Annotated in this window: 25 protein-coding genes and 2 pseudogenes; 7 read left to right on the forward strand and 20 right to left on the reverse strand. The window is 73.0% G+C overall.

Annotated elements, in window-relative coordinates:
• Positions 1-38: 38 nt before the first annotated feature.
• Positions 39-1,220: pseudogene (gene cobA / locus FA582_RS15400) on the reverse strand (uroporphyrinogen-III C-methyltransferase); the annotation flags it as partial.
• Entirely contained in the window at positions 1,217-2,002 is a 786-nt protein-coding gene (locus FA582_RS15405) for a phosphoadenylyl-sulfate reductase (RefSeq protein ID WP_141567516.1), read from the reverse strand. The pseudogene cobA and the gene FA582_RS15405, both read right to left, overlap by 4 nt.
• A gap of 312 nt (positions 2,003-2,314) precedes the next feature.
• On the opposite strand from FA582_RS15405, the gene FA582_RS15410 reads away from it, so the two are divergent.
• The 3 genes from FA582_RS15410 to FA582_RS15420 are packed head-to-tail and all read left to right on the forward strand — an operon-like array spanning position 2,315 to position 4,379.
• Positions 2,315-2,686, forward strand: a complete 372-nt coding sequence (locus tag FA582_RS15410) for a GntR family transcriptional regulator (protein WP_010146723.1) — start codon at positions 2,315-2,317, stop codon at positions 2,684-2,686.
• Positions 2,683-3,561 (forward strand): ATP-binding cassette domain-containing protein, encoded by an 879-nt coding sequence (locus tag FA582_RS15415; RefSeq protein WP_010146724.1) that lies wholly within the window; start codon positions 2,683-2,685, stop codon positions 3,559-3,561. The genes FA582_RS15410 and FA582_RS15415 overlap by 4 nt, the downstream gene beginning before the upstream one ends.
• Complete coding sequence (locus FA582_RS15420) at positions 3,558-4,379, forward strand: hypothetical protein (protein ID WP_010146725.1); 822 nt, start codon at positions 3,558-3,560, stop codon at positions 4,377-4,379. The genes FA582_RS15415 and FA582_RS15420 overlap by 4 nt, the downstream gene beginning before the upstream one ends.
• 133 nt (positions 4,380-4,512) lie before the next feature.
• On the opposite strand, the gene FA582_RS15425 is transcribed toward FA582_RS15420, so the two are convergent.
• The gene (locus tag FA582_RS15425; protein WP_010146727.1) at positions 4,513-5,457 is read right to left on the reverse strand and encodes an EamA family transporter; all 945 of its coding nucleotides are present in this window, start codon (positions 5,455-5,457) and stop codon (positions 4,513-4,515) included.
• Between the two features lie 72 nt (positions 5,458-5,529).
• Here FA582_RS15425 and FA582_RS15430 point away from each other — a divergent pair, with 72 nt between their 5' ends.
• Entirely contained in the window at positions 5,530-6,432 is a 903-nt protein-coding gene (locus FA582_RS15430) for a LysR family transcriptional regulator (protein ID WP_010146728.1), read from the forward strand.
• Here the strand turns inward: FA582_RS15430 and FA582_RS15435 are convergent.
• From FA582_RS15435 to FA582_RS15465, 7 genes are all read right to left on the reverse strand, one after another.
• The gene (locus FA582_RS15435) at positions 6,429-6,887 is read right to left on the reverse strand and encodes a hypothetical protein (protein WP_202798066.1); all 459 of its coding nucleotides are present in this window, start codon (positions 6,885-6,887) and stop codon (positions 6,429-6,431) included. The genes FA582_RS15430 and FA582_RS15435 overlap by 4 nt on opposite strands.
• Positions 6,888-7,046: 159 nt before the next feature.
• Positions 7,047-7,568, reverse strand: a complete 522-nt coding sequence (locus FA582_RS15440; RefSeq protein ID WP_010146729.1) for an SRPBCC domain-containing protein — start codon at positions 7,566-7,568, stop codon at positions 7,047-7,049.
• Entirely contained in the window at positions 7,565-7,981 is a 417-nt protein-coding gene (locus FA582_RS15445) for an ArsR/SmtB family transcription factor (RefSeq protein ID WP_010146730.1), read from the reverse strand. The genes FA582_RS15440 and FA582_RS15445 overlap by 4 nt, the downstream gene beginning before the upstream one ends.
• Before the next feature lie 53 nt (positions 7,982-8,034).
• Entirely contained in the window at positions 8,035-8,421 is a 387-nt protein-coding gene (locus FA582_RS15450) for a type II toxin-antitoxin system VapC family toxin (protein WP_010146731.1), read from the reverse strand.
• Entirely contained in the window at positions 8,418-8,651 is a 234-nt protein-coding gene (locus tag FA582_RS15455; protein ID WP_010146732.1) for a type II toxin-antitoxin system Phd/YefM family antitoxin, read from the reverse strand. The genes FA582_RS15450 and FA582_RS15455 overlap by 4 nt, the downstream gene beginning before the upstream one ends.
• A gap of 32 nt (positions 8,652-8,683) precedes the next feature.
• Positions 8,684-9,817, reverse strand: coding sequence for a DNA glycosylase AlkZ-like family protein (locus FA582_RS15460; RefSeq protein WP_010146733.1), 1,134 nt, complete (start codon positions 9,815-9,817; stop codon positions 8,684-8,686).
• A gap of 31 nt (positions 9,818-9,848) precedes the next feature.
• Complete coding sequence (locus FA582_RS15465) at positions 9,849-10,184, reverse strand: TfoX/Sxy family protein (protein WP_010146734.1); 336 nt, start codon at positions 10,182-10,184, stop codon at positions 9,849-9,851.
• A 45-nt stretch (positions 10,185-10,229) separates the two neighbouring features.
• On the opposite strand from FA582_RS15465, the gene FA582_RS15470 reads away from it, so the two are divergent.
• Positions 10,230-10,814: a hypothetical protein gene (locus FA582_RS15470; RefSeq protein WP_010146736.1), complete on the forward strand. Its 585-nt coding sequence runs from the start codon at positions 10,230-10,232 to the stop codon at positions 10,812-10,814.
• A 74-nt stretch (positions 10,815-10,888) separates the two neighbouring features.
• Here the strand turns inward: FA582_RS15470 and FA582_RS15475 are convergent, their stop codons facing one another.
• The 3 genes from FA582_RS15475 to fdhA form a co-directional block, all read right to left on the reverse strand.
• On the reverse strand, positions 10,889-11,500 hold the full coding sequence (locus FA582_RS15475) for a class I SAM-dependent methyltransferase (RefSeq protein WP_010146737.1): 612 nt from the start codon (positions 11,498-11,500) through the stop codon (positions 10,889-10,891).
• Between the two features lie 24 nt (positions 11,501-11,524).
• Positions 11,525-12,094, reverse strand: a complete 570-nt coding sequence (locus FA582_RS15480; RefSeq protein WP_010146738.1) for a DinB family protein — start codon at positions 12,092-12,094, stop codon at positions 11,525-11,527.
• Positions 12,095-12,156: 62 nt separating this feature from the next.
• Positions 12,157-13,371, reverse strand: a complete 1,215-nt coding sequence (gene fdhA / locus FA582_RS15485; RefSeq protein WP_010146740.1) for a formaldehyde dehydrogenase, glutathione-independent — start codon at positions 13,369-13,371, stop codon at positions 12,157-12,159.
• A gap of 180 nt (positions 13,372-13,551) precedes the next feature.
• On the opposite strand from fdhA, the gene FA582_RS15490 reads away from it, so the two are divergent.
• Entirely contained in the window at positions 13,552-14,259 is a 708-nt protein-coding gene (locus FA582_RS15490; RefSeq protein WP_010146741.1) for a M50 family metallopeptidase, read from the forward strand.
• Here FA582_RS15490 and FA582_RS15495 read toward each other — a convergent pair.
• From FA582_RS15495 to FA582_RS17770, 6 genes and pseudogenes are all read right to left on the reverse strand, one after another.
• Positions 14,244-14,876, reverse strand: coding sequence for a sulfotransferase family 2 domain-containing protein (locus tag FA582_RS15495; RefSeq protein ID WP_010146742.1), 633 nt, complete (start codon positions 14,874-14,876; stop codon positions 14,244-14,246). The genes FA582_RS15490 and FA582_RS15495 overlap by 16 nt on opposite strands.
• Positions 14,877-14,911: 35 nt before the next feature.
• Complete coding sequence (locus FA582_RS15500) at positions 14,912-15,319, reverse strand: VOC family protein (protein ID WP_010146743.1); 408 nt, start codon at positions 15,317-15,319, stop codon at positions 14,912-14,914.
• 11 nt (positions 15,320-15,330) lie between these two features.
• Complete coding sequence (locus FA582_RS15505) at positions 15,331-15,519, reverse strand: PspC domain-containing protein (protein WP_010146744.1); 189 nt, start codon at positions 15,517-15,519, stop codon at positions 15,331-15,333.
• A gap of 63 nt (positions 15,520-15,582) precedes the next feature.
• Positions 15,583-16,056 carry a DUF2087 domain-containing protein gene (locus FA582_RS15510; RefSeq protein ID WP_010146746.1) on the reverse strand — a complete coding sequence of 158 codons (474 nt, stop codon included), beginning with the start codon at positions 16,054-16,056 and terminating at the stop codon, positions 15,583-15,585.
• Between the two features lie 159 nt (positions 16,057-16,215).
• Complete coding sequence (locus FA582_RS15515; RefSeq protein WP_158640896.1) at positions 16,216-16,839, reverse strand: helix-turn-helix transcriptional regulator; 624 nt, start codon at positions 16,837-16,839, stop codon at positions 16,216-16,218.
• Positions 16,840-17,071: 232 nt separating this feature from the next.
• Positions 17,072-17,188: pseudogene (locus tag FA582_RS17770) on the reverse strand (HTH domain-containing protein); the annotation flags it as partial.
• Positions 17,189-17,292: 104 nt separating this feature from the next.
• Here FA582_RS17770 and FA582_RS15525 point away from each other — a divergent pair.
• A complete protein-coding gene (locus tag FA582_RS15525) occupies positions 17,293-17,874 on the forward strand; it encodes a TIGR03086 family metal-binding protein (protein ID WP_010146748.1) in 582 nt (193 codons plus the stop codon).
• Between the two features lie 265 nt (positions 17,875-18,139).
• On the opposite strand, the gene FA582_RS15530 is transcribed toward FA582_RS15525, so the two are convergent.
• A complete protein-coding gene (locus tag FA582_RS15530; RefSeq protein WP_158640897.1) occupies positions 18,140-18,661 on the reverse strand; it encodes a citrate/2-methylcitrate synthase in 522 nt (173 codons plus the stop codon).
• Between the last annotated feature and the right edge of the window lie 84 nt (positions 18,662-18,745).

Genomic DNA, 18,745 nt, shown 5'->3' on the forward strand with positions numbered 1-18,745 from the left:
GCCCCGCCGACGCCCTTCGCGGGCCACGCGTGCGCGAGGGTCACGACGTCACCGACGACGACCACGGCGGGTGAGGCGACACCCACCTGCTCGGCGCGCTCGGCGATGTCGGCGAGGGTGCCGAGGGTGACGCGCTGCTGCGCCGTCCACCCGCTCTCGACGACGCCGACCGGGCAGCTGGCGGGGCGTCCGGCGGCGACCAGTCGGGCCGCGGTCTCGCGCAGCCCGGCGATGCCCATGAGCACGACGAGCGTGTGGTCGGTGCCGGTCGGCAGCCCGGGCAGCTCCTCGTGCCCGGTCACGACGGTGAACCCGCGGGCCACCCCGCGGTGGGTCACGGGGATGCCCGCCGCCGCGGGAACCGAGACGGCGCTGGTGATGCCGGGGACGACCTCGACCCGCACCCCGGCGGCCTCGCACGCCGCCCGCTCCTCGCCGCCGCGCCCGAGGACGTAGGGGTCGCCGCCCTTGAGCCGCACCACGGCCCGACCGCGCCGCGCCTCCTCGACGAGGATCCGGTTGATCTCCTCCTGCGGTACCGGGTGGTGCAGGGGCTGCTTGCCCACGTCGATGACCCGGGTCGTCTCGGGCAGGCGCGCGAGGACGGCCTGCGGGACGAGCCGGTCGGTGACGACGACGTCGGCCGCGGCGAGCAGCGTGGTGGCGCGACGGGTGAGCAGCTGCTCCTCCCCCGGTCCGGCACCCACGAGGGCGACCCAGCCGCCGTGCGGTCGGTGGCTGCGCAGGTCGACGACCCCGGAGGTCAGGTGGTCGACCAGGCTCGAGCGCACGCCCGCCGCGCGCCGCGGGTCTCCGCCCGCGTGCACGGCGATCCGCACGTCACCGGTCGGCGTGGCCACGTCGGCCCGGGCCGGGACCTGGGCGCTCCCGGCGGCGGCCTCCCCGGCGTTGACGCAGAAGGTATGCCGTGCCTCGGCGTCTGCGGCGACGCGCCGGTCGGTCGCAGGGTCGCCGGTCGCGGTGTGCACGAGGAAGGCGCCGTCGAGGTCGGCGGCACCGGCATACCGACGCGGGGTCCAGGAGACCTCACCGGACTCGACCAGCGCGCGCAGTCCGGGCACGAGCTCGGGCGCGACGACCTCGAGCTCCGCGCCCTCGGCGAGCAGGTCGGTGACCCGTCGCGCGGTGACCGCGCCGCCACCGACCGCGACCACCCGCCGACCGGCCAGCGACAGCCCGAGGAGGAAGGGCCCGCTCATGAGGCCTCCTGCTCCGGCTCGGCCCGGTCGGCGTCCGGGCCGCCGTGCAGACCGCACTCGGTCTTGGCGAAGCCCGACCAGCGGCCGGCCCGCGGGTCCTCACCCGGCGCGACCTGGCGGGTGCACGGCCCGCACCCGATCGAGGGATAGCCCTGGGTGAGCAGCGGGTTGCTCGGCAGGTCGTAGAGCTCGGCGTAGAGCCTTACCTCGTCGTCGCTCCAGGTCGCGAGCGGGTTGATCTTGATGAGCCCGAACGACTCGTCGAAGGCCACGACGGGCGTCATGGCCCGCGTCGGGCTCTCCGCGCGGCGCACCCCGGTGACCCAGGCGTCATACCCGGCGAGCGCCCGCCTCAGGGGCTCGACCTTCCGCATGGCGCAGCAGGCGCCCGGGTCGCGATCGTGCAGCCGGGGGCCGAACTCCGCGTCCTGCTCGGCCACCGACCGCTGCGGGCGGACGTCGGCGACGGTGATGTCGAGGGCCTCCGCGACGCGGTCCCGGGTCTGGAGCGTCTCCTCGAAGTGGTAGCCGGTGTCGAGGAAGAGCACGTCCACACCGGGCTGGTGCCGTGACACGAGGTGGGGCAGCACCGACTCCGCCATGCTCGAGGTCACGGCCATCCGGGCCCCAAAGGTCTGCGCGGCCCACGCCATGACCGTCTCGGTGTCGGCGTCCGCCAGACGGGGGGCCGCCTCGTGCGCGAGCGCACGCAGGCGATCACGGTCCTCCCGCTCGGAGCGGGTGGCCAGGGACAGGACGGTCGGAGTGGCGGGAAGAGTCATGGTCACCTCGGGGTGGTCGCTGGCTGGGTCGCGCGTCGAGGCGCAGGTGACACCGTGCTGGCGTCGGCGCTGCGGTGGGTCCGCGGCGACCCGGAGGGCGGGTGGGGTCAGCGACAGGTGCACATCAGCATGCTGCTGATGCGCAGGAGGTCTACTTCGTGGCACGTGGTCAGGGGCCAACCCCGAGAGAACATGCACTCATCATGCATGGTTATCGATGCGGTCACAAGTCGTTGGGTATGCTCGGCCGCTTGCGCCCTGCCATGTTCTGTGGTTCATTAGTCAAGTAACGAACCACAGAAGCGAGGGCGGATGTTCGACGGACGGGACCCGATCTACCTCCAGATCGCCGAGGCGATCCGGGGCGAGATCCTCACCGGGGCCCTGCGGGAGGGCGACCAGGTGATGTCGACGACGCAGTACGCCACGACCTATCGCATCAATCCGGCCACCGCCGCCAAGGCCTTCGCCGAGCTCGTCGCCGAGGACGTCCTCGTCAAGCAGCGCGGGGTCGGGATGTTCGTCGCCGAGGGTGCGACCGGCAGGTTGCGCGCCTCGCGCCGGGACGCGTTCTTCGACGATCGGCTCGCCCCCGTCGTGCGCGAGGCCGCCGCCCTCGGGATCACCGCCGCCGAGCTCACCGCATACCTGCACACCCACCTGGACCAGGAGGAGGACCGATGACCGGTCTGACCGTGACCACCGAGGACGTCTCCGTCCGGTATGGCGCGACGCACGCCCTCGACGGCGTGAGCCTCGACCTCGCGGCGGGGCGCATCCACGGCCTGCTCGGGCGCAACGGCGCCGGCAAGACCACCCTGCTCAGCCTGCTCGCGTCCTTCGCCCGGCCGGACGCCGGGCGCGTGCTGCTGGAGGGACGGGAGCCGTTCGAGGACGCCGACCTCATGGGAGCCACCTGCCTCATGCGCTCGGCCGGTGACCTGCCCGCCGACTCCAAGGTCGGGGACATCCTGGCGCTGCACCAGGTCGGGCGGCCGACCTTCGACCGCGCGCTGGCCGATCGGATGCTGGACCGCTTCGGCGTGCCTGCGCGCAGGACCCTCGCCAAGCTGTCGCGGGGCCAGCAGTCGGCCGTGGCCGCCGCGGTCGGCCTGGCGAGCCGGGCTCCCCTCACCATGCTCGACGAGGTCCACCTCGGCATGGACGCCCCCACCCGCCAGGAGTTCACCCAGCTGCTGCTCGAGGACTTCGCCGAGCACCCGCGGACCATCATCATCTCCAGCCACCTCATCAGCGAGATCGAGCACCTGCTGGAGACCGTGACGATCCTGCACGAGGGGCGCGTGCTGATCTCCGAGGAGGCCGACGAGCTGCGCCGGCAGGGGGTCACCGTCACCGGTCGGGCAGATCTGGTCGAGGCGGCCACCCAGGGCCTGCGCACGGTCGGCCGACGCGACCTCGGCCCCACCCGGGAGGCCACGGTGCTCGGCTCCGCCCACGAGCCCTGGGCCGCAGAGGCCCAGCGGCAGGGCCTGCAGCTCGGCCCGGTGCCGCTGCAGGACCTCTTCATCCACCTCACGACCAAGGACGCAGCATGAGCCAGCCGACCAGCCCGCGACCCGACGCCCCGGCGGCGGTGACGACCATGACCGCGAGGCCGCCCTCCGACGAGGCGTCTGTGCACCCGGCCCCTGCCGCGCCGTGGGTCAGGCTGACCCGCCACCTCCTGCGGCCGGCCCTGGGCATCACCCTGGGCACGGTCGCCGTCCTGGCCCTTGCCTGGGCACTGGGGGTGGCGCTGGCCACGCGCGAGGTCTTCCTCGTCGTTGCGGTCATGAGCTACGTGGGCGTCTCCACCGTGCCCTGGATCGCCTTCACCGTCCTGGTCATCACCGTCGGGAGCGCCGTGCGCCAGCTCGTGCACGCCGGCTTCACCCGGCGGGCGATCACCGTCGCCGGCCTCCTCTGCGCGCTCGCCGTGGGCGTGCTCTTCGCCGCAGGGGTGGTGGTCGTGGAGCTCGCCGGGCAGGCCGTCATGGATGCCATGACGGAGACCTACTTCTCCGTCGGCACTGCCCCATGGTGGGCGGCGCTCCCCGCCCTGGGCCTGCTCTGCATCACCGCGGCCGTGTGCGGCGTGCTGGTCGGCGCGAGCTTCGTCCGCTGGCGCGGCTGGGCGACCCTCCTGCTGCCGGTCACGGCCGGGCTGCCGTTCTTCGCCCAGGACGTCCTCACCCGCTCGGTGACGCGGCGCGGCATGGGGGCAGGCGGGCCGCGCTCGTGGATCGAGACGATCCCGACCATGCTCCCGCCGCTGCCCACGATGGCCCTCTGCCTGCTCGTGCTCACCCTCACCGTGGCCGCGACGTGGTGGGTGCTGCGCTCCCTCCCGCTGCCGCCGCGGGCGTCGGCCTGAGCGCCGAGGGCCGGGCGGTGGTCCTGGGCGCCGAGGACCTGGCCGCGGACCTGAGCAAGCTGGGTCGGCATACCGCACCATGGCACTGCTGCTCCGTGTGGAGCCAGCTTGCCCAGGTTGGCCGGGCCGGAGGTCAGGGCACGGCGGGCGAGGCGGGCGTGGCCGGGACGGGGATGCGCTCACGCGGCGTCGCGGGCGGCGGGGTCGGGCGGCGCCGGAGGGTGAGGGAGGCCCACAGCACCCCGCCCACGACGAGCACACCGCCGGCCAGCTCGAGCAGCGTCGGGCGCTCGCCGAGGACCCCCCAGGCCGTGCTCATCCCGACGACCGGGACGAGCATCGAGAAGGGCGCCACGACGCCTGCCGGGTGTCGCACCATGAGCCACACCCAGATGCCGGACCCGACGATCGTCCCGAGAACGACGGTGTAGGCCAAGCCGAGCCACGCGGGCAGCGCCGCGGCGCTCGCGGACGTCGCCAGCGAGGTCCAGATCGCCGACGGGCCCTCCACCAGCAACGACACGGCCATCATCGGCAGGGGCGGGACGACCGACATCCACAGGGTGAGGTGCAGCGGGTTCGGCGGGGCGGCGAGCCGGCTGCTGAGGTTGCCCAGCGACCAGCCGAAGGCGCCGAGGACGACGAGCAGGAAGGGCACCCACGAGGTCGCCTCGGCGCGGCTGAGGCCGACGACCAGGAGCCCGAGCACGGCGACACCCACCCCGGCGGCACGTCGCGGGGTGAGCCGCTCACCCAGCAGGAGCACGCCGAGCAGCACGGTGAACGGCGCCGACGCCTGCAGCACCAGCGAGGCCAGCCCGGCGGGGAAGCCGGCGGCCATCCCGAGGTAGAGGCCAGTGAACTGCAGCGTCCCGAAACCGAGCCCGTAGCCCACCAACCACCGCAGCGGCACCTGCGGTCGCGGCACGAGCAGGATCGTCGGCACCGCGAGCACGGCGAACCGCAGCGCGACGAGGAAGAGTGGCGGGAAGTGCTCGAGCGAGGCGTGGATGGCGAGGAAGTTCAGACCCCACAGCACCGCGACGGCGACGGCGAGGAGGGTGCGGCGCAACGGCATACCTCAGAGTCTGCGACGCCCGAACCTTGAGGTCCAGCGACATTTTCTGACGTCACTCCTTAGGGTGACTACATGGAGACGAGGCATCTCGAACTGTTGCGCGAGCTCGCCGTGCGCGGCACCCTGGCCGCCGTCGCGGAGGCGACCCACCGCACGCCGTCGGCACTGTCCCAACAGCTGCGGACTGCGGAGCGCGACTTCGGCGTCGCGCTCGTCGAACCGGTCGGGCGGGGGCTCCGACTGACGACCGAGGGCGAACTGCTCGCCGACGCCGCCGACGAGGTATGCCGTGTCCAGGCCCAGGTGCAGGCGCGCCTGGACGCCGCGCGCGGGGAACCGAGCGGCCGGGTGAGCATCGGCACGCTCCCCAGCGCCGGCGAGGCCCTGCTGCCCGGGCTGGTGAAGGCGCTGCGCGGCAGCGCGATCGAGCTGACGCTGGACGACTTCGACCTCGCGGAGGCCGACTACGCCACCCGCACCCTCGACGTGGACGTCGTCATCGCGCACAGCCTCAGCGGTGACGTGCCCGCCGGGGCGCAGCGGCTCACCTCCCACGTGCTGGTCCGCGAGCCGATCGACGTCGCGCTCCCCACGGACCACCCCCTGGCCTCACGGGAGCGCCTGCACCCTCGGGACCTGGTCGGGACCACGTGGATCGGTGTCCCGGAGGGATACCCCTTCGACACGATCCTGCTGGCCGTGGAGGCGCTCACCGGCCAGACTCTCGAGCGCCGCCAGCGGCTGCGTGACAACCAGCTCATCCGCGCCCTCGTCGGCCGGGGCGAGGGGCTCGCGCTCCTGCCACGCTTCACCACGCCCGCCGACGGACGGGTCGTGCTGCGCCCGCTCGCCGGGGTGCCGGCGCAGCGGGCGATCGTCGCGCTGTGCCGGCCCGACCGTCATGCCCGGCTGGCCGTCCGCACGGTCGTGGACGAGCTGGAGCGCGTCGGAGCGGGGCTGACCGCGATCGGCTAGCGACCGGACAGGACGCTCGCGCCGAGGAGGAGGGCCGTGCCGAAGATCGTCGCTCCCATCCACGGCCCGACGAAGCGGCTGGTCGGGACCGGCGTCCCCCGCAGCAGGCCGAGCATCCCCACCAGGCCCGCCAGCTGGACCACTCCCAGCACGGTGAGGATCCACCCACCGAAGATCCAGGACAGGGACAGGAAGTGGGCCGCCACGACCACGGCGACCCACCACGCCATCCACCGGTTCCCACCGCGGGTCGCGAGGACGAGGACGCCTGCGCCGGCGAGGAGCACCTCCGCGGCGACGACGATCCCGAAACTCGCGTAGCGCCCCTCCAACGCGGTCGGCTCGCTCCAGCTCAGCCCCGTCCAGATGCCGAACCGACGGCGAGGAGCACCCCCGCGGCGGAGCCCACGGCGAGTGGCACGCGCCAACCGCGGGCGGGTGACTCCTGCGCCCACCCGCACCACACCATGGTCATCAGCCCGAACCACGCCGACGTGAACACCACGTCCCGGAACTCCTCGAGCACGGCTCTCCCCTCGTCGATCCCACACCAGCCCCTGCACGCCGCCTGGGCGAACCTTATGACAGCCAGACCCCCGCAGCCGCCACGCCCCTCAGGTGGCCGTCTGCCTCTCGTCGTCCGGGAGGCCGAAGGCGGCGGCATACTCCCCGCTCCTCGCGAGGTAGCCGTCCCACCCCGTCGTCGCCGTCTCCCCGGTCCGCACGGACTCCTCGAGCCGGTCGAGGTAGTACTCCCATCCGGGGCCGACGTCGGTGACGAGCGAGCGGTCGGTGAGCACCTGGGCGAAGCGCAGGGTCGTGACCCCGGCCTCCTCGGCGAGCCGCAGGTCGAGGGTCCAGACCTGGGTCGGGTCGTCGTTCTCGTTGCGGACGCGCAGCCGGGTCGGCTCCTCGCAGACCTCGACGAGGTAGGGCTCGGTGGGCATGTCCTCCTCGAAGGCCCAGGTCACCTGCACCCGGCCCGTGCTCGGGTCGCCGGTCCACGTCGCGAACCAGCGCCCCAACCGCTCGCTCTCGGTCAGCGCCGCCCAGACGTCCTGGATCGGCGCGCGGAAGGTGCGGGTGAGGACGAGGTGGTCCTGTCCGTCGATGGTCTCGGGGGCTCCGGTGATCATGCGGTCTCCTCGGTGGTGGTGGTGTCGATGACGGCGTCGTCGGTGTCAGGCACCGATGGGGTATGCCGGGGCTCACCGTCGCGGCGCTCGCGCACCGTCCGGCGGACCTCGAGGTCGAGGGCATCCAGGTCGTGGGCGGCGATCGGCGGACCCGCGGCGCCCGCCCGCAGCCTCTGCGCATATGCCTCCACCTGCCTCAGCGGCGCCGGCTCCAGCCGGTAGTGCCGCTCCCGCCCCACGTCGTCGACGCGCACCAGGCCGGCCTCCCCGAGCAGCCGCAGGTGACGACTCACCGCCGGTCGAGAGATGCCCCGCCCCGCCGTCAGGTCGACGACGCGGCGCGCCCCCTCACCGGCCAGCTGCTCCAGCAACGAGCGGCGCACCGGGTCGGCCAGCGCGGAGAAGACGTCCATGCGAATAGGTAACCATATGTTGACCAGTCCGTCGAGTTGTGCGGAGGCGCGACCTACACGCGGGCGTCGACGACGCCTGCCGCGGACGACGCCAGGATGCGGCCGTCCGCCGTCATCAGCACCGCACTCTCGGCCTCCGCCTGGGCCAGCAGCACGCGGTCGAAGGGGTCACGATGCTCGAGCGGACTCGCTCGGACGCCGAGCACGTGCGCCGGCTCGATCGGGATGAGCCGCAGCCCTGAGCGCTCGATCGCCGGCACGAGCGGGGCAGGGTCGGGAAACTTCCCGATCGAGTGCTTGATCGACAGCTCCCACAGGCTTGCCGTCGACGCCAGGACCTGACTGGCGTCGTCGAGCGTGGAACGCGCCGCCAGCCCGAGCCGGTCGTCGTCGGTCAGGACCCACAGCAGCACGTGCGTGTCCAGCAGGACGCGACTCACCCCGCTCCGAGGAGTCGAGCCACCTCGGCGTCCGACTCGCGGAACGCCTGGTCGTCGTAGGTCAGGTCGAGCTCTCCGTAGCTGACCCGGGACGCCCGGTGAGGCACGAGGTCGGCGATGGGGGTGCCCGCTCGCGCGATCGTGACGCGCCCCCCCGCCTCGACCCGTTCCAGCAGCCGGGAGAGGTGGGTCTTGGCTTCGTGGATGTTGACGACGGCATCACTGCTCATCGACCTAGTCTAGTGGACTAACCCACAACGCGTCAGCCCCCGAGATGTGCTGGCAGCTCAGGCTCCAGGTCGAGCCAGGCGGCCAGGTCGTGCACCTGCTCGAGCACGCGCTCGCGGCGGGCGGCGCGCCATACCCCGTCCTCGTGCAGGGCGTCCACGCGCAGCACCCCACGCTTCGGCTCGGCGGTCGCGTCGAGCTTGCCGACCAGCTCGTCGCCGTCGAGCACGGGCAGCGCGTAGTAGCCGAACCGCCGCCGCGCCTTGGGCTTGTACATCTCGAGCACGTAGTCGAAGTCGAAGATCTCCTCCATCCGGGTACGGTCGAAGACCAGCCGGTCGATCGGGCAGAGCAGCGCGGCACGGCCGGCGAACGGCTCCGCCGGGTCGAGGTATGCCGGGTGCACGCGCCAGGTGCCCCCGACCCCCTCGACCACCGCCTCCTCACCCGCGGTCCGGGCGTCACCCGGCTCGACCGGGCACTCCTGGCTGCGGGAGCGCAACAACCCCAGGGAGGCGAGCCGACGTTCGTCCTGCACCTGGCGTGCCTGCTCGAGCGGGAGGGTGGGCACGTCGGGATAGACGCGGTCGGCGAGGTCCCAGAGCCGCTGCCCGGCCTCGCGGCCGGAGACCGCCACCTCCCCGCGCGCGACCATGAGGTCGAGCAGCCGCCCGAGGTTCTTGTCGTTGGTCCAGCCCGTCGAGCGCCACGGCACCTCGGTGGCGTCCGGCAGTGCCCCGGTCAGGGTCGGCCCCTCGGCCTCGAGGTGGGCCAGGACTGCGCGGCGCCCCCGGTCGTTGGCCTCGACCCAGCGCGCGATGCCCTCCTGCCACGGCCGGAGCCGGCCGTCGCGACGGGACGGTGCGGGCCAGGCCTCCATCTGGGCGAGGTGCAGCGCGATGTCCTCGCCCGGGCGGATGAAGCCGAGCAGCTCGATGAGGGTGCGCTCCGCGAGCAGCCGATCCAGCTCGCCGGTGTCGTAGCTGCTGCCCAGCCGGCTCCACAGCACGAGGTGCTGCGCGGGAGCCACTGCCTTGACCGGGTCGATCTGCAGCAGGGTCAGCTCGCGCACGGTCTCGACGACGTCGCCGGGCCGCGCGCGGGTGAGCAGCTGGGCGCGTACCGCGATGCGCTGCGCGTCGCGGCGGGAGAGGTGGTGGACGGTCACCCCGGCACCTCACACGCCCGCGCCGTCACGATCACGTCTTCGGCGGCTGCGCCCGGGCTCGCTCCACACCCAGGCGCACCAGCTCCGCGAGCAGGTCCTCGTCGTCGGCAGCCGCGCCCTCGCTGTGCACCCACTCCCGCATCGGCCGCCCCCGCATGACCATCGGCTCGAGCCCCTCGCGCTGCGCCAGCTCTGCAGCCAGCCCCTCGTCGACGTGGACCATCACGCCCTCGTCGCCCGTGGCGGCGACCGCCATGTGCCCGCCCACGAGGAAGGCGAGGCCGCCGAACATCCGCTTCTCGACCACCCCGGTCTCCCCTGCGAGAAGATCACGGATCCGCTGCGCCAACCCCTCGTCATACGCCATGGATCGAGTATGCCGCCCACGTCCGACATACGGCACGATGTGCTCATGACCCCCGACGCACGTGGACGGGCCTTCACCTCTGGCGACCAGGGAGTGCCGTGGTCGAGCGCTGCGGAGGTCGAGCAGTCGCGCGGCCTGTGGGACTCTGCGGCCAACCTCCTCGACAAGATCGCCACCGCGCTCCTCGACGACGACCAGCCTCGCGCCCAGACCCTGGCGGCTCGCGCTGCGGCGCTGCCCTACGACGAGCGGGAGGAGATCTGGCCCGGGGTCTTCGTCGCAGGGCAGCAGATCTTCAACACCCTGACCGACGCCGTCGAGGAATGGCCGGTCGACGACTCCTCCTGGATCGGCATCGTCGAGGACATGGCGACCGAGTCCGAGCTGGCGTCGGTGGAGATGCGGCACGTGGCGGCGGTGCTGGCCCACACGGCCACGCTGGTCGAGCTCTCGGCGATCGAGAAGAAGCGGCTCGCCCGGCTGGCCGGCGACTCCGACCCCATGCTCATCCCGGCGCAGGAGATCTCCCCCGAGGAGCACGCCGGGTCGATCGTCGAGCTCGTCCGCATCGAGCAGCGGCTGGTCGACCTGGTCGCCGAGCGGCTGGACGCGCTGGAGTCCGACGGCTGAGCGCACCGCGCGAGGAGTGCGGGTGACCACGCCTGGCAGGCCCGCGCCCGCAGCGCGAGCCGCCGCGAGCAGCGTCAGCGCCGGGCGAGGGCGAGGAAGACCGGGAAGGTCGTGCCGTTCTTGACGACGGTGCTGCAGTCGCCGACCCGGATGTCGACGAAGCCCGCCTGCTCGAGCTGGGCCGCGAGGCCGTCGCGGTCGAAGCCGTCGTGGCCGTCGAAGTCGTGCAGGTGGGCGTGGAACGAGCCGTCCTCGCTGTCCAGGTCGGCCACCGCGAGCTGGCCGCCCGGCGCGAGCAGGCTCCGGAAGCCGGCCAGCACCGGCCCGAGGTCCTGGATGTGGTGCAGGACGAGACTCGTGACGATGAGGTCGAAGGTCTCCTGCGGCGGCGCCTGCTCGGTGAGGTCGAGGTCCCAGATCGTCGTGCTCGCGGGCAGGTCGCCGGACGCGACCTTGCTCCGCGCCACCTCGCGCATGCCCGAGGAGGTGTCGGCGAGGGTCACCGTCCCGACGAGCTCGGCGAGCGCCTGGCTCACCAGGCCGGTGCCGGCGCCGTACTCCAGCAGCCGCTCGCGGCCGGTCAGCCCAGCCCGCGTGCGGATCGCGTCGGCGATCTCCTGCGCCCGGGCCTGCTTCTCCGGGTCGTCGTAGGTCGCCGAGATGCTGTCGAAGTGATGATCGCCCACGGGCCAAGAGTGACACGTCGCCGGTCAGCGCCAGACCTCTGGCGGCGACCAGTCCTCCGGCGGGTCCTCACCGACCCGGCCGTCGACCGCCTCCCGGAGCAGGTCCGCGTGACCGGTGTGGCGGGCATACTCCTCGAGGATGTCGAAGAGGATGCGGCGCAGGCTGACGTCCACCCCGAAGGGCCTGCCCCAGGCGACGATCTGGCCCAGCCCCTCGGCGTCGATGACCTCCCGGTGGCGCTGGCGGGTGGCCGCGACCGTCTCGTCGTACCGGTCGAGCAGGTCTTGCACCGGGTCGTCCGCGGCGGTGCGGAAGTCCCAGTCGGGGTCGGCGTTCCAGTCGACCTCGGTCCACGGCGGCCCGAGCGGTGAGCCGTCGATGCGCTGCGTCGCGGCACTGCGCTCCACGCCCGTCAGGTGCTTGATCAGGCCGCCCAGCGTCAGCGACGAGGCGCCGACCCGGGCCGCGAGCCCCTCGTCGTCGAGCCCGTCGACCTTCCAGCGGAAGGTCATCCGCTGGCGGTCGAGCGCGCCGAGCAGGTGCTCGATCTCGTCTCCGGCGAGCGGCGGTTCCCAGGCGGGTGAGGTGTTCATGACCGCGACGGTAGCCCTCGTGGCGGACAGTGGACGTCCGCCACGAGGGGCCGCGCGTCAGGTCAGGCGACCATCCCGTGCGGGTCGATGACGAACTTCGTCGCCGCGCCCTGGTCGAACTCGGCGTAGCCGCGCGGGGCGTCGTCCAGGCTGATCGTCTGGGCGTTGACGGCCTTCGCGATCTGCGCCCGGTCGTGCAGGATCATGTTCATCAGCTGCCGGTTGTAGCGCTTCACCGGGCACTGGCCGGTGGTGAAGTGCTGCGACTTGGCCCAGCCGAGCCCGAGGCGCACCCCGAGCGTGCCCTCCTTGGCGGCGTCGTCGACGGCACCGGGGTCGCCGGTGACATACAGTCCGGGTATGCCGATCCCCCCGGCCGCGCGGGTGATCGTCATGGCGTCGTTGAGGACGGTGGCGGGCGCCTCGTCGGCACCCTCGCCGTGACCGCGGGCCTCGAAGCCCACCGCGTCGACGGCCGCGTCGACCTCCGGCTCTCCGACGATGGCCTCGATCTTGTCGACGAGAGCGCCGTCACTGGTCAGGTCGATCCCGACGCACCCGAAGCTCTCGGCCTGCGCCAACCGCTCGGTGTTCATGTCGCCCACCATGACCACGGCAGCGCCGAGGAGCTGCGCCGAGTGAGCGGCGGCCAGACCCACCGGACCGGCGCCGGCGACATACACCGTCGATCCGGTCGTGACCCCGGCGGTGTAGGCGCCGTGGTAGCCCGTCGGGAAGATGTCGGAGAGCATCGTGAGATCCAGGATCTTCTCCAGGGCCTGGTCACGGTCGGGGAACTTCAGCAGGTTGAAGTCGGCGTAGGGGATCATGACGTACTCCGCCTGACCGCCGACCCAGCCGCCCATGTCGACGTAGCCGTAGGCCGCGCCGGCGCGGGCCGGGTTGACGTTGAGGCAGACGCCGGTGTGGCCCTCGTTGCACATCCGGCAGCGACCGCAGGCGATGTTGAAGGGCACCGAGCAGATGTCGCCCTCGTCGACGAAGAGCACGTCCTCACCCTTCTCCACGACCTCACCGGTGATCTCGTGGCCGAGGCTCTGCCCGACCGGGGCCGTGGTGCGGCCGCGGACCATGTGCTGGTCAGAGCCGCAGATGTTGGTCGTGACGAGCTTGAGGATGACGGCGTGCGGAGCCGCCTTGGCGATGCCGAAGTGGGTCGCTACCTCCCCGGGGATCTCCAGCGTGGGGTAGTCGACCGAGTCCACGGCCACCTCCCCCGGGCCGGTGTAGACGACGACGCGATTTCCTTGTGCCATGGCGCTCGACTCCTTCGTCTGCGACGGGCGGCGCCGGGTGGCGCCCCCGGTGCGACCAGGCGGCAGCCGTCAGGAGGGAAGGGATCGTCCTCGCGTGCGGCATACCGCCCGCACTCCCTCCACCCTGGCGGTCGCGCGGACTCCCCGCAAGCGCACAGCCGAACCTGGCAGGCTCGTGCCGTGCTCCTCGACCTGTGGGACCGTGCCACGACCACCCAGCCCGCGCTGGCGTGGCCGGTCGGCCTGCTCCTCGGCGTCGTGGCGCTGGTGCTCACCTGGAGCCCGTCGGGCTACCGCCTCGTGCGGCACCTCGTCACCCTCGTCCACGAGGCCGGCCACGCCCTGGTCGCGGCCCTCGCCGGACGACGGCTGACCGGGATCCAGCTGCACTCCGACACCTCCGGCGTGACCGTCTCCCGCGGGCGACCCCGCGGCGCCGGGATGGTCGCCACGGTGCTCGCCGGCTACCCCGCGCCGGCGGTCGTCGGGCTCGCCGGAGCCTTCCTGCTCGGGGCGGGGTATGCGGCCGGGGTGCTCTGGGCGCTCGTCCTCACCTGCGCGCTCATGCTCGTGCTCATCCGCAACCTCTACGGCCTGTGGGTCGTGCTCGCGACGGGCGCCAGCCTCGCCCTGCTGTCGTGGTCGGCGAGCGGCCAGGTGATCTCGGCTGCGGCATACCTCGTCGTCTGGTCGTTGCTGCTCGCCGCCCCGCGCTCGGTCGTCGAGCTGCAGCGGCAGCGTCGCCGTCGCGGCGAGCGGGGCAGCGACGTCGACCAGCTGGCGCGACTCACCCGGCTGCCGGCCGCGGTATGGATCGCGGTCTTCTGGCTCGTCTGTGCGGTCTGCCTCGTGCTCGGTGCGCGCGAGCTGACTCAGGGCCTGGGGTAGTCGAAGGTGCTGAAGTCGCGCTTGTAGAACCGGCGGATCCGGCGCTTGGTCGCGGCCGAGATCTCGACGTCGCCGGAGCGTCGCGGGCCTGAGCTGCTGTCCTTGAACTGCTCCGGCCCACCCTCCAGGCCCAGGTCGTGGGCGTCGCTGAGGCGGCGCAGGCCCTCGGCGAGGCCGTCCTCGAGGCGGATGACCTCGCTGCCCGGCAGCAGGAACTCGTGCTGCGGGCGCAGGTGGTTGTCGTAGAGGTAGGGGTTGGCCCGGGACCGCTTGACCGAGGAGGCGAACCACGCGGAGACGGCGCGGGCGCCGAGCTCGACCTGCTCCTTCTTGCGGTGCCGCCAGACGTACTCCGAGCGCAGCCGCGCCACGGGCTCGCGCACCACGGTGAAGATGAGGTCGAAGCGCTCCAGGCGGAAGAGCTGCTCGAGCGGCTCGGCGTGCAGGTGCTGGGGGCCGCAGTACATCAGGTGGTTGAGCGTGCCCTTGCCGTACTTCGCGCTGAAGAAGCCCTGCTCCCAGCCGTTGGCGCGGAAGAGGTGCTCGACGGAGGTGCCGCCGGTCTTGGGCACGTGGACGAACAGCACGGACCGGCCGTCCTTGCGGTAGACGGGCACGAGGGGTCTCCTCACGGGTGGGGGTCGGGCGGAGATCAGGCTACGACGATCTCGAGCTCGAAGCCCTGCGCGTTCTCGAGGAAGAGCGCCGTGTGGTCGGGACCGCCGACGTGGGGATAGTCGTCGGCGAACAGCTCGGACCACCCGTGGTCACCGGCCTCGGCCCGTATGCCGTCCAGCTCGGAGCGCTCGTCCACGCGCAGCGCGAGGTGGTTGAGGCCCGCGCGCAGACGGTCGTGCGGACCGGTCACCGCCGGCGACTCCTCCAGGACGACGTAGGCGCCACTGGGGTGACGCCATACCCTCCCCCGCGGCCAGGCGGGGTCGTGGTCGGCCGGCCAGCCCAGGCGCGGCAGCAGCCATTCGAAGGAGGCCTCCACCGCGGTCAGGTCGTCGGTCCAGAGCTCGATGTGGTGGACCGGGTTGGCGGCGGGGCCGGGCATATGGGTTGCCGTCACTCGGCCGGCATGAGGATCCACAGCACGATGTAGGCCAGGACCTGCGGGCCGGGCAGCAGCATCGAGAGCACGAAGAGGATCCGGACCATGCCGGCGCTCATGTTGAAGCGGCGGGCCAGGCCGGCGCACACGCCGGCGATGACGCGGTCGTTGCGGGGGCGGGCGAGGGCGGATGAGAGAGCCATGGCCCCAACCTAGGCAGCCCGGCGCCGGGTGACCAGGCAGATCACCACCGGAGAGCAGTGGGGCTATCCCCCGTGCGGGGTCCACCGCGGGAGGGCGGCGAGCCGGGCGACCTCGTCCGTGGGCACCTCCTGCGCCTCGTTGGGGAAGCGCTCCGGCACCGCGTCGGTCACCCGGTAGACCCCGTCCGCGCGGTTCAACCACCGGTAGTCCACCAGCTCACGCCGCAGCGACGCGACGTCCTCGTGCGCCGTGGCGAGGATCGCGTTGACCTCGCGCTCGGCATACTCCCGGCCACGCTCGAAGCGTCGCAGCAGGTGCATCAGCACGGCGGCGCGCGGGCGCCGGCGGGTCGGGATCGACCGCAACCGGTCGCCGTCGAAGAAGGAGGCGACCGCCCGGTCGGCGGCCAGGTCGGTCTCGACGACGAGGGCGCGCGGCGGGCTGGCCAGCAGGGCCGCGCGGGCAGTCGTGTAGTTCTCGCCGGTGCGGGTCATGCGCTCGCGCACCCGGGCCTTGAGGTCGGCGTCGGTCGTCATCGTCCACTCACGTTCTCGCGGATCGCCCGCTCCAGCCCCGGCGCCGCGCAGTGTGCAGTGGGTATGCCGTCTGCCACCCCTCGAGGATCTGCTCCCCTTCGCCGTGAGGACCGGCGGGCTGGGCGCTGGTCGGGCTGGGCGTGCGGGCGACGCCGAGCATCAGCATACCGACCCCGCGTGCGCCGCCAGACTCTCCCGGGCCACCGCGCGCATGACGTCGCGCGCCTCCGGCGGGTCCAGCACCTCCACCCAGTCGCCGAAGCCCACGAAGATCCCGGCCAGCCCACGCAGCGAGCTGACCGGCGCGGTCAGGACGACGTGGTCCGGTCCGTCGTCGCGCCGCTCGACGCTACCGAGGAGGACCATGGCCAGTTGCCGTCGGGCCAGATCGGCCTGGTCGCGCCGGACCCGGATCGTCACCGCCACGGCGGGACGGCTCTGCCAGGCCTTGCGCAACGCCTGCCAGGTGGCGAGCAGATCCAGGCTGGCCGGGCGGCGGGCCGGTTGGTCGAGGACGCGCACGGTCTCGAAGCGGTCGACCCGATAGGTGTGCGGTGTGCCGCGGTGCGCGGCGACGAGGTACCACGCCTGCCCGCCCAGCACGAGCCCCCACGGGTCCAGCGTGCGTCGACCGCTCCACCCCGAGGAGGCCGCGCGATAGACGGCGCGCACCCGCCGGTCGGCCTCGACCGCCTCCAGCAGGTCCCGCAGCAACGCGGGGTGGTCGCGGCGCCCGGACCAACCCCCGGGGTCGATGACGATGCGCTCGAGCGTGCGGCCCACCTGCCCGGTCTGCGCCTCCGGGCATGCCGGTGGCGAGCTTGCGCAGCGCCGTCGTGTAGTCGCCGCCCATCCCCAGCGCCTCGGCCACCCCCGCTCCGCTGGCGACGAACAGCGCGCGTGACTCCGCGTCGGTGAGGTCCTCGGCGTCCGGTCGGTAGCCGGGCAGCAACGCATACCCACCACCCCGGCCGCGTTCGGCATACACCGGGACGCCGGCGAGCGAGAGGGCGTCGACGTCCCGCATGACCGTGCGCGGGCTGACCTCGAGGCGGCGGGCGAGCTCGGTCGCGCTGAGCCGCCCGTGGGCGCGCAGCAGGCCGACAAGGCGCAGGAGCCGCTCGGTCCGCATCGCCCCAGAATGGCAGCAAACAATGACATCTGATGTCAGGTATGCCGTTCGAGACTGGATCCGTCGAGGCGCCGACTCGGCGCCGAAGACGAAGGAGACCTCAGATGACCGATCAGCCCGACCTGCGCCCCGCCCTCGCCCGCACCCAGGAGTGGGTCGCCCAGCTCGTCGAGGGGGTGACGCCGGACCGACTCACTGCGCCGACCAGTTGCGCGGGCTGGAGCGTGGGTGACCTCGTGGCGCACCTCATGGCCGTGGAGCACCGGATCCGCGTCCTGCCGGAGAAGGGGACCGTCGACGGCGAACCGGTCAGCCTCCCGCTGCCCCCGGGTGATCTGGGCGACGGCTTCCGCACGGAGGTGAGCCGGGCCCAGGCGGCCTGGGCCGACCACGCCGTGCTCGACCGCGAGCTGTCACCGCCGTGGGGCACGATGCCCGGGCGCGCCGTGCTCGGCGGCTACGTCCAGGAGCACCTGGTGCACGGGTGGGACCTCGCCACCGCGACCGGCCAGGACGGCGAGGCGCTGTCCGAGGTGGCGGAGCAGGTGCTGCCCATGGCCCAGGAGTTCGTCCCCGCGCACATCCGGGGCGAGGACTGGGTGCCCTTCGACGCCCCGGTCGAGCCGGCCGCCGACGCCGGGCCGACTGAGCGGCTGGCCAACTGGCTCGGCCGCACCACGCGCTGACGGCCCTCTGCCGACGGTGCGCCGAGGGCCTCAGCGGGTCGCCCAACCCCGCCCGTCCCACGCGCCACCGGTTGCCAGGACATCGGTCTGTGCGCAGGGCGGATTCAGGAGATCACCCAGGCAGATCCGCACGACCTGGCACTGAGGTGCGCGTGGTGTTGGCGTGACCGGTCAGCGCCAATGCACGCTGGCCAAGGGAGCCGCGGGAGCCGACGTCACAGGGGCCGTGACCACCCGACCACCACAAAGAGGCGGCCGGCGCGCCTCAAGGTTTCGCCTGGCGGGAGCCGGTGTAGACCCCGCGGAGCCGGAACCGCATACCCGGCTCGGCGAGCTCCTCGATCGCGTGCGCGGTCCAGCCGACGGTGCGCGCGCAGGCGAAGATCACCGACCCGGCGTCGCGCGGCAGGCCGTGCTGCAGGACGAGCAGCGCCAGGGCCGCGTCGATGTTGAGGACCCAGCCGCGTCGCTCGGTCAGCTCCTGCTCGAGCAGGGTCACCGCCTCGCGGATCTCCGGCGAGCTCTCCGGGAGCAGCCGGTCGAGCAGCAGCTGGGCGCGCGGGTCGGCCTCGGTGTAGACCACGTGCCCGAACCCCGGCGGCGGTCCGGTCGCGAGCGCCACGTCGAGCGCAGCCCTGGGATCGTCGAGCGCGCCGCGCAGCCAGTCGACGGCGCGTACCGAGGCGCCGACGTGCAGCGGGCTGTCGGCGGCGGCGAGCCCGGCAAGAAGCGCGGAGTAGGGATCGCTGCCCGCGGACACCGCGACCCGGACGGCGGTCGTGGACACCGCCCAGGTCGTGGTCGGCGAGGAGGACGAGCGCGAGATCGAGCAGGTCGACGGGCAGGTCGAGGTATGCCGTGAGCGCGGCCG

Source organism: Serinicoccus profundi (assembly GCF_008001015.1).
Classification (GTDB): domain Bacteria; phylum Actinomycetota; class Actinomycetes; order Actinomycetales; family Dermatophilaceae; genus Ornithinicoccus; species Ornithinicoccus profundi.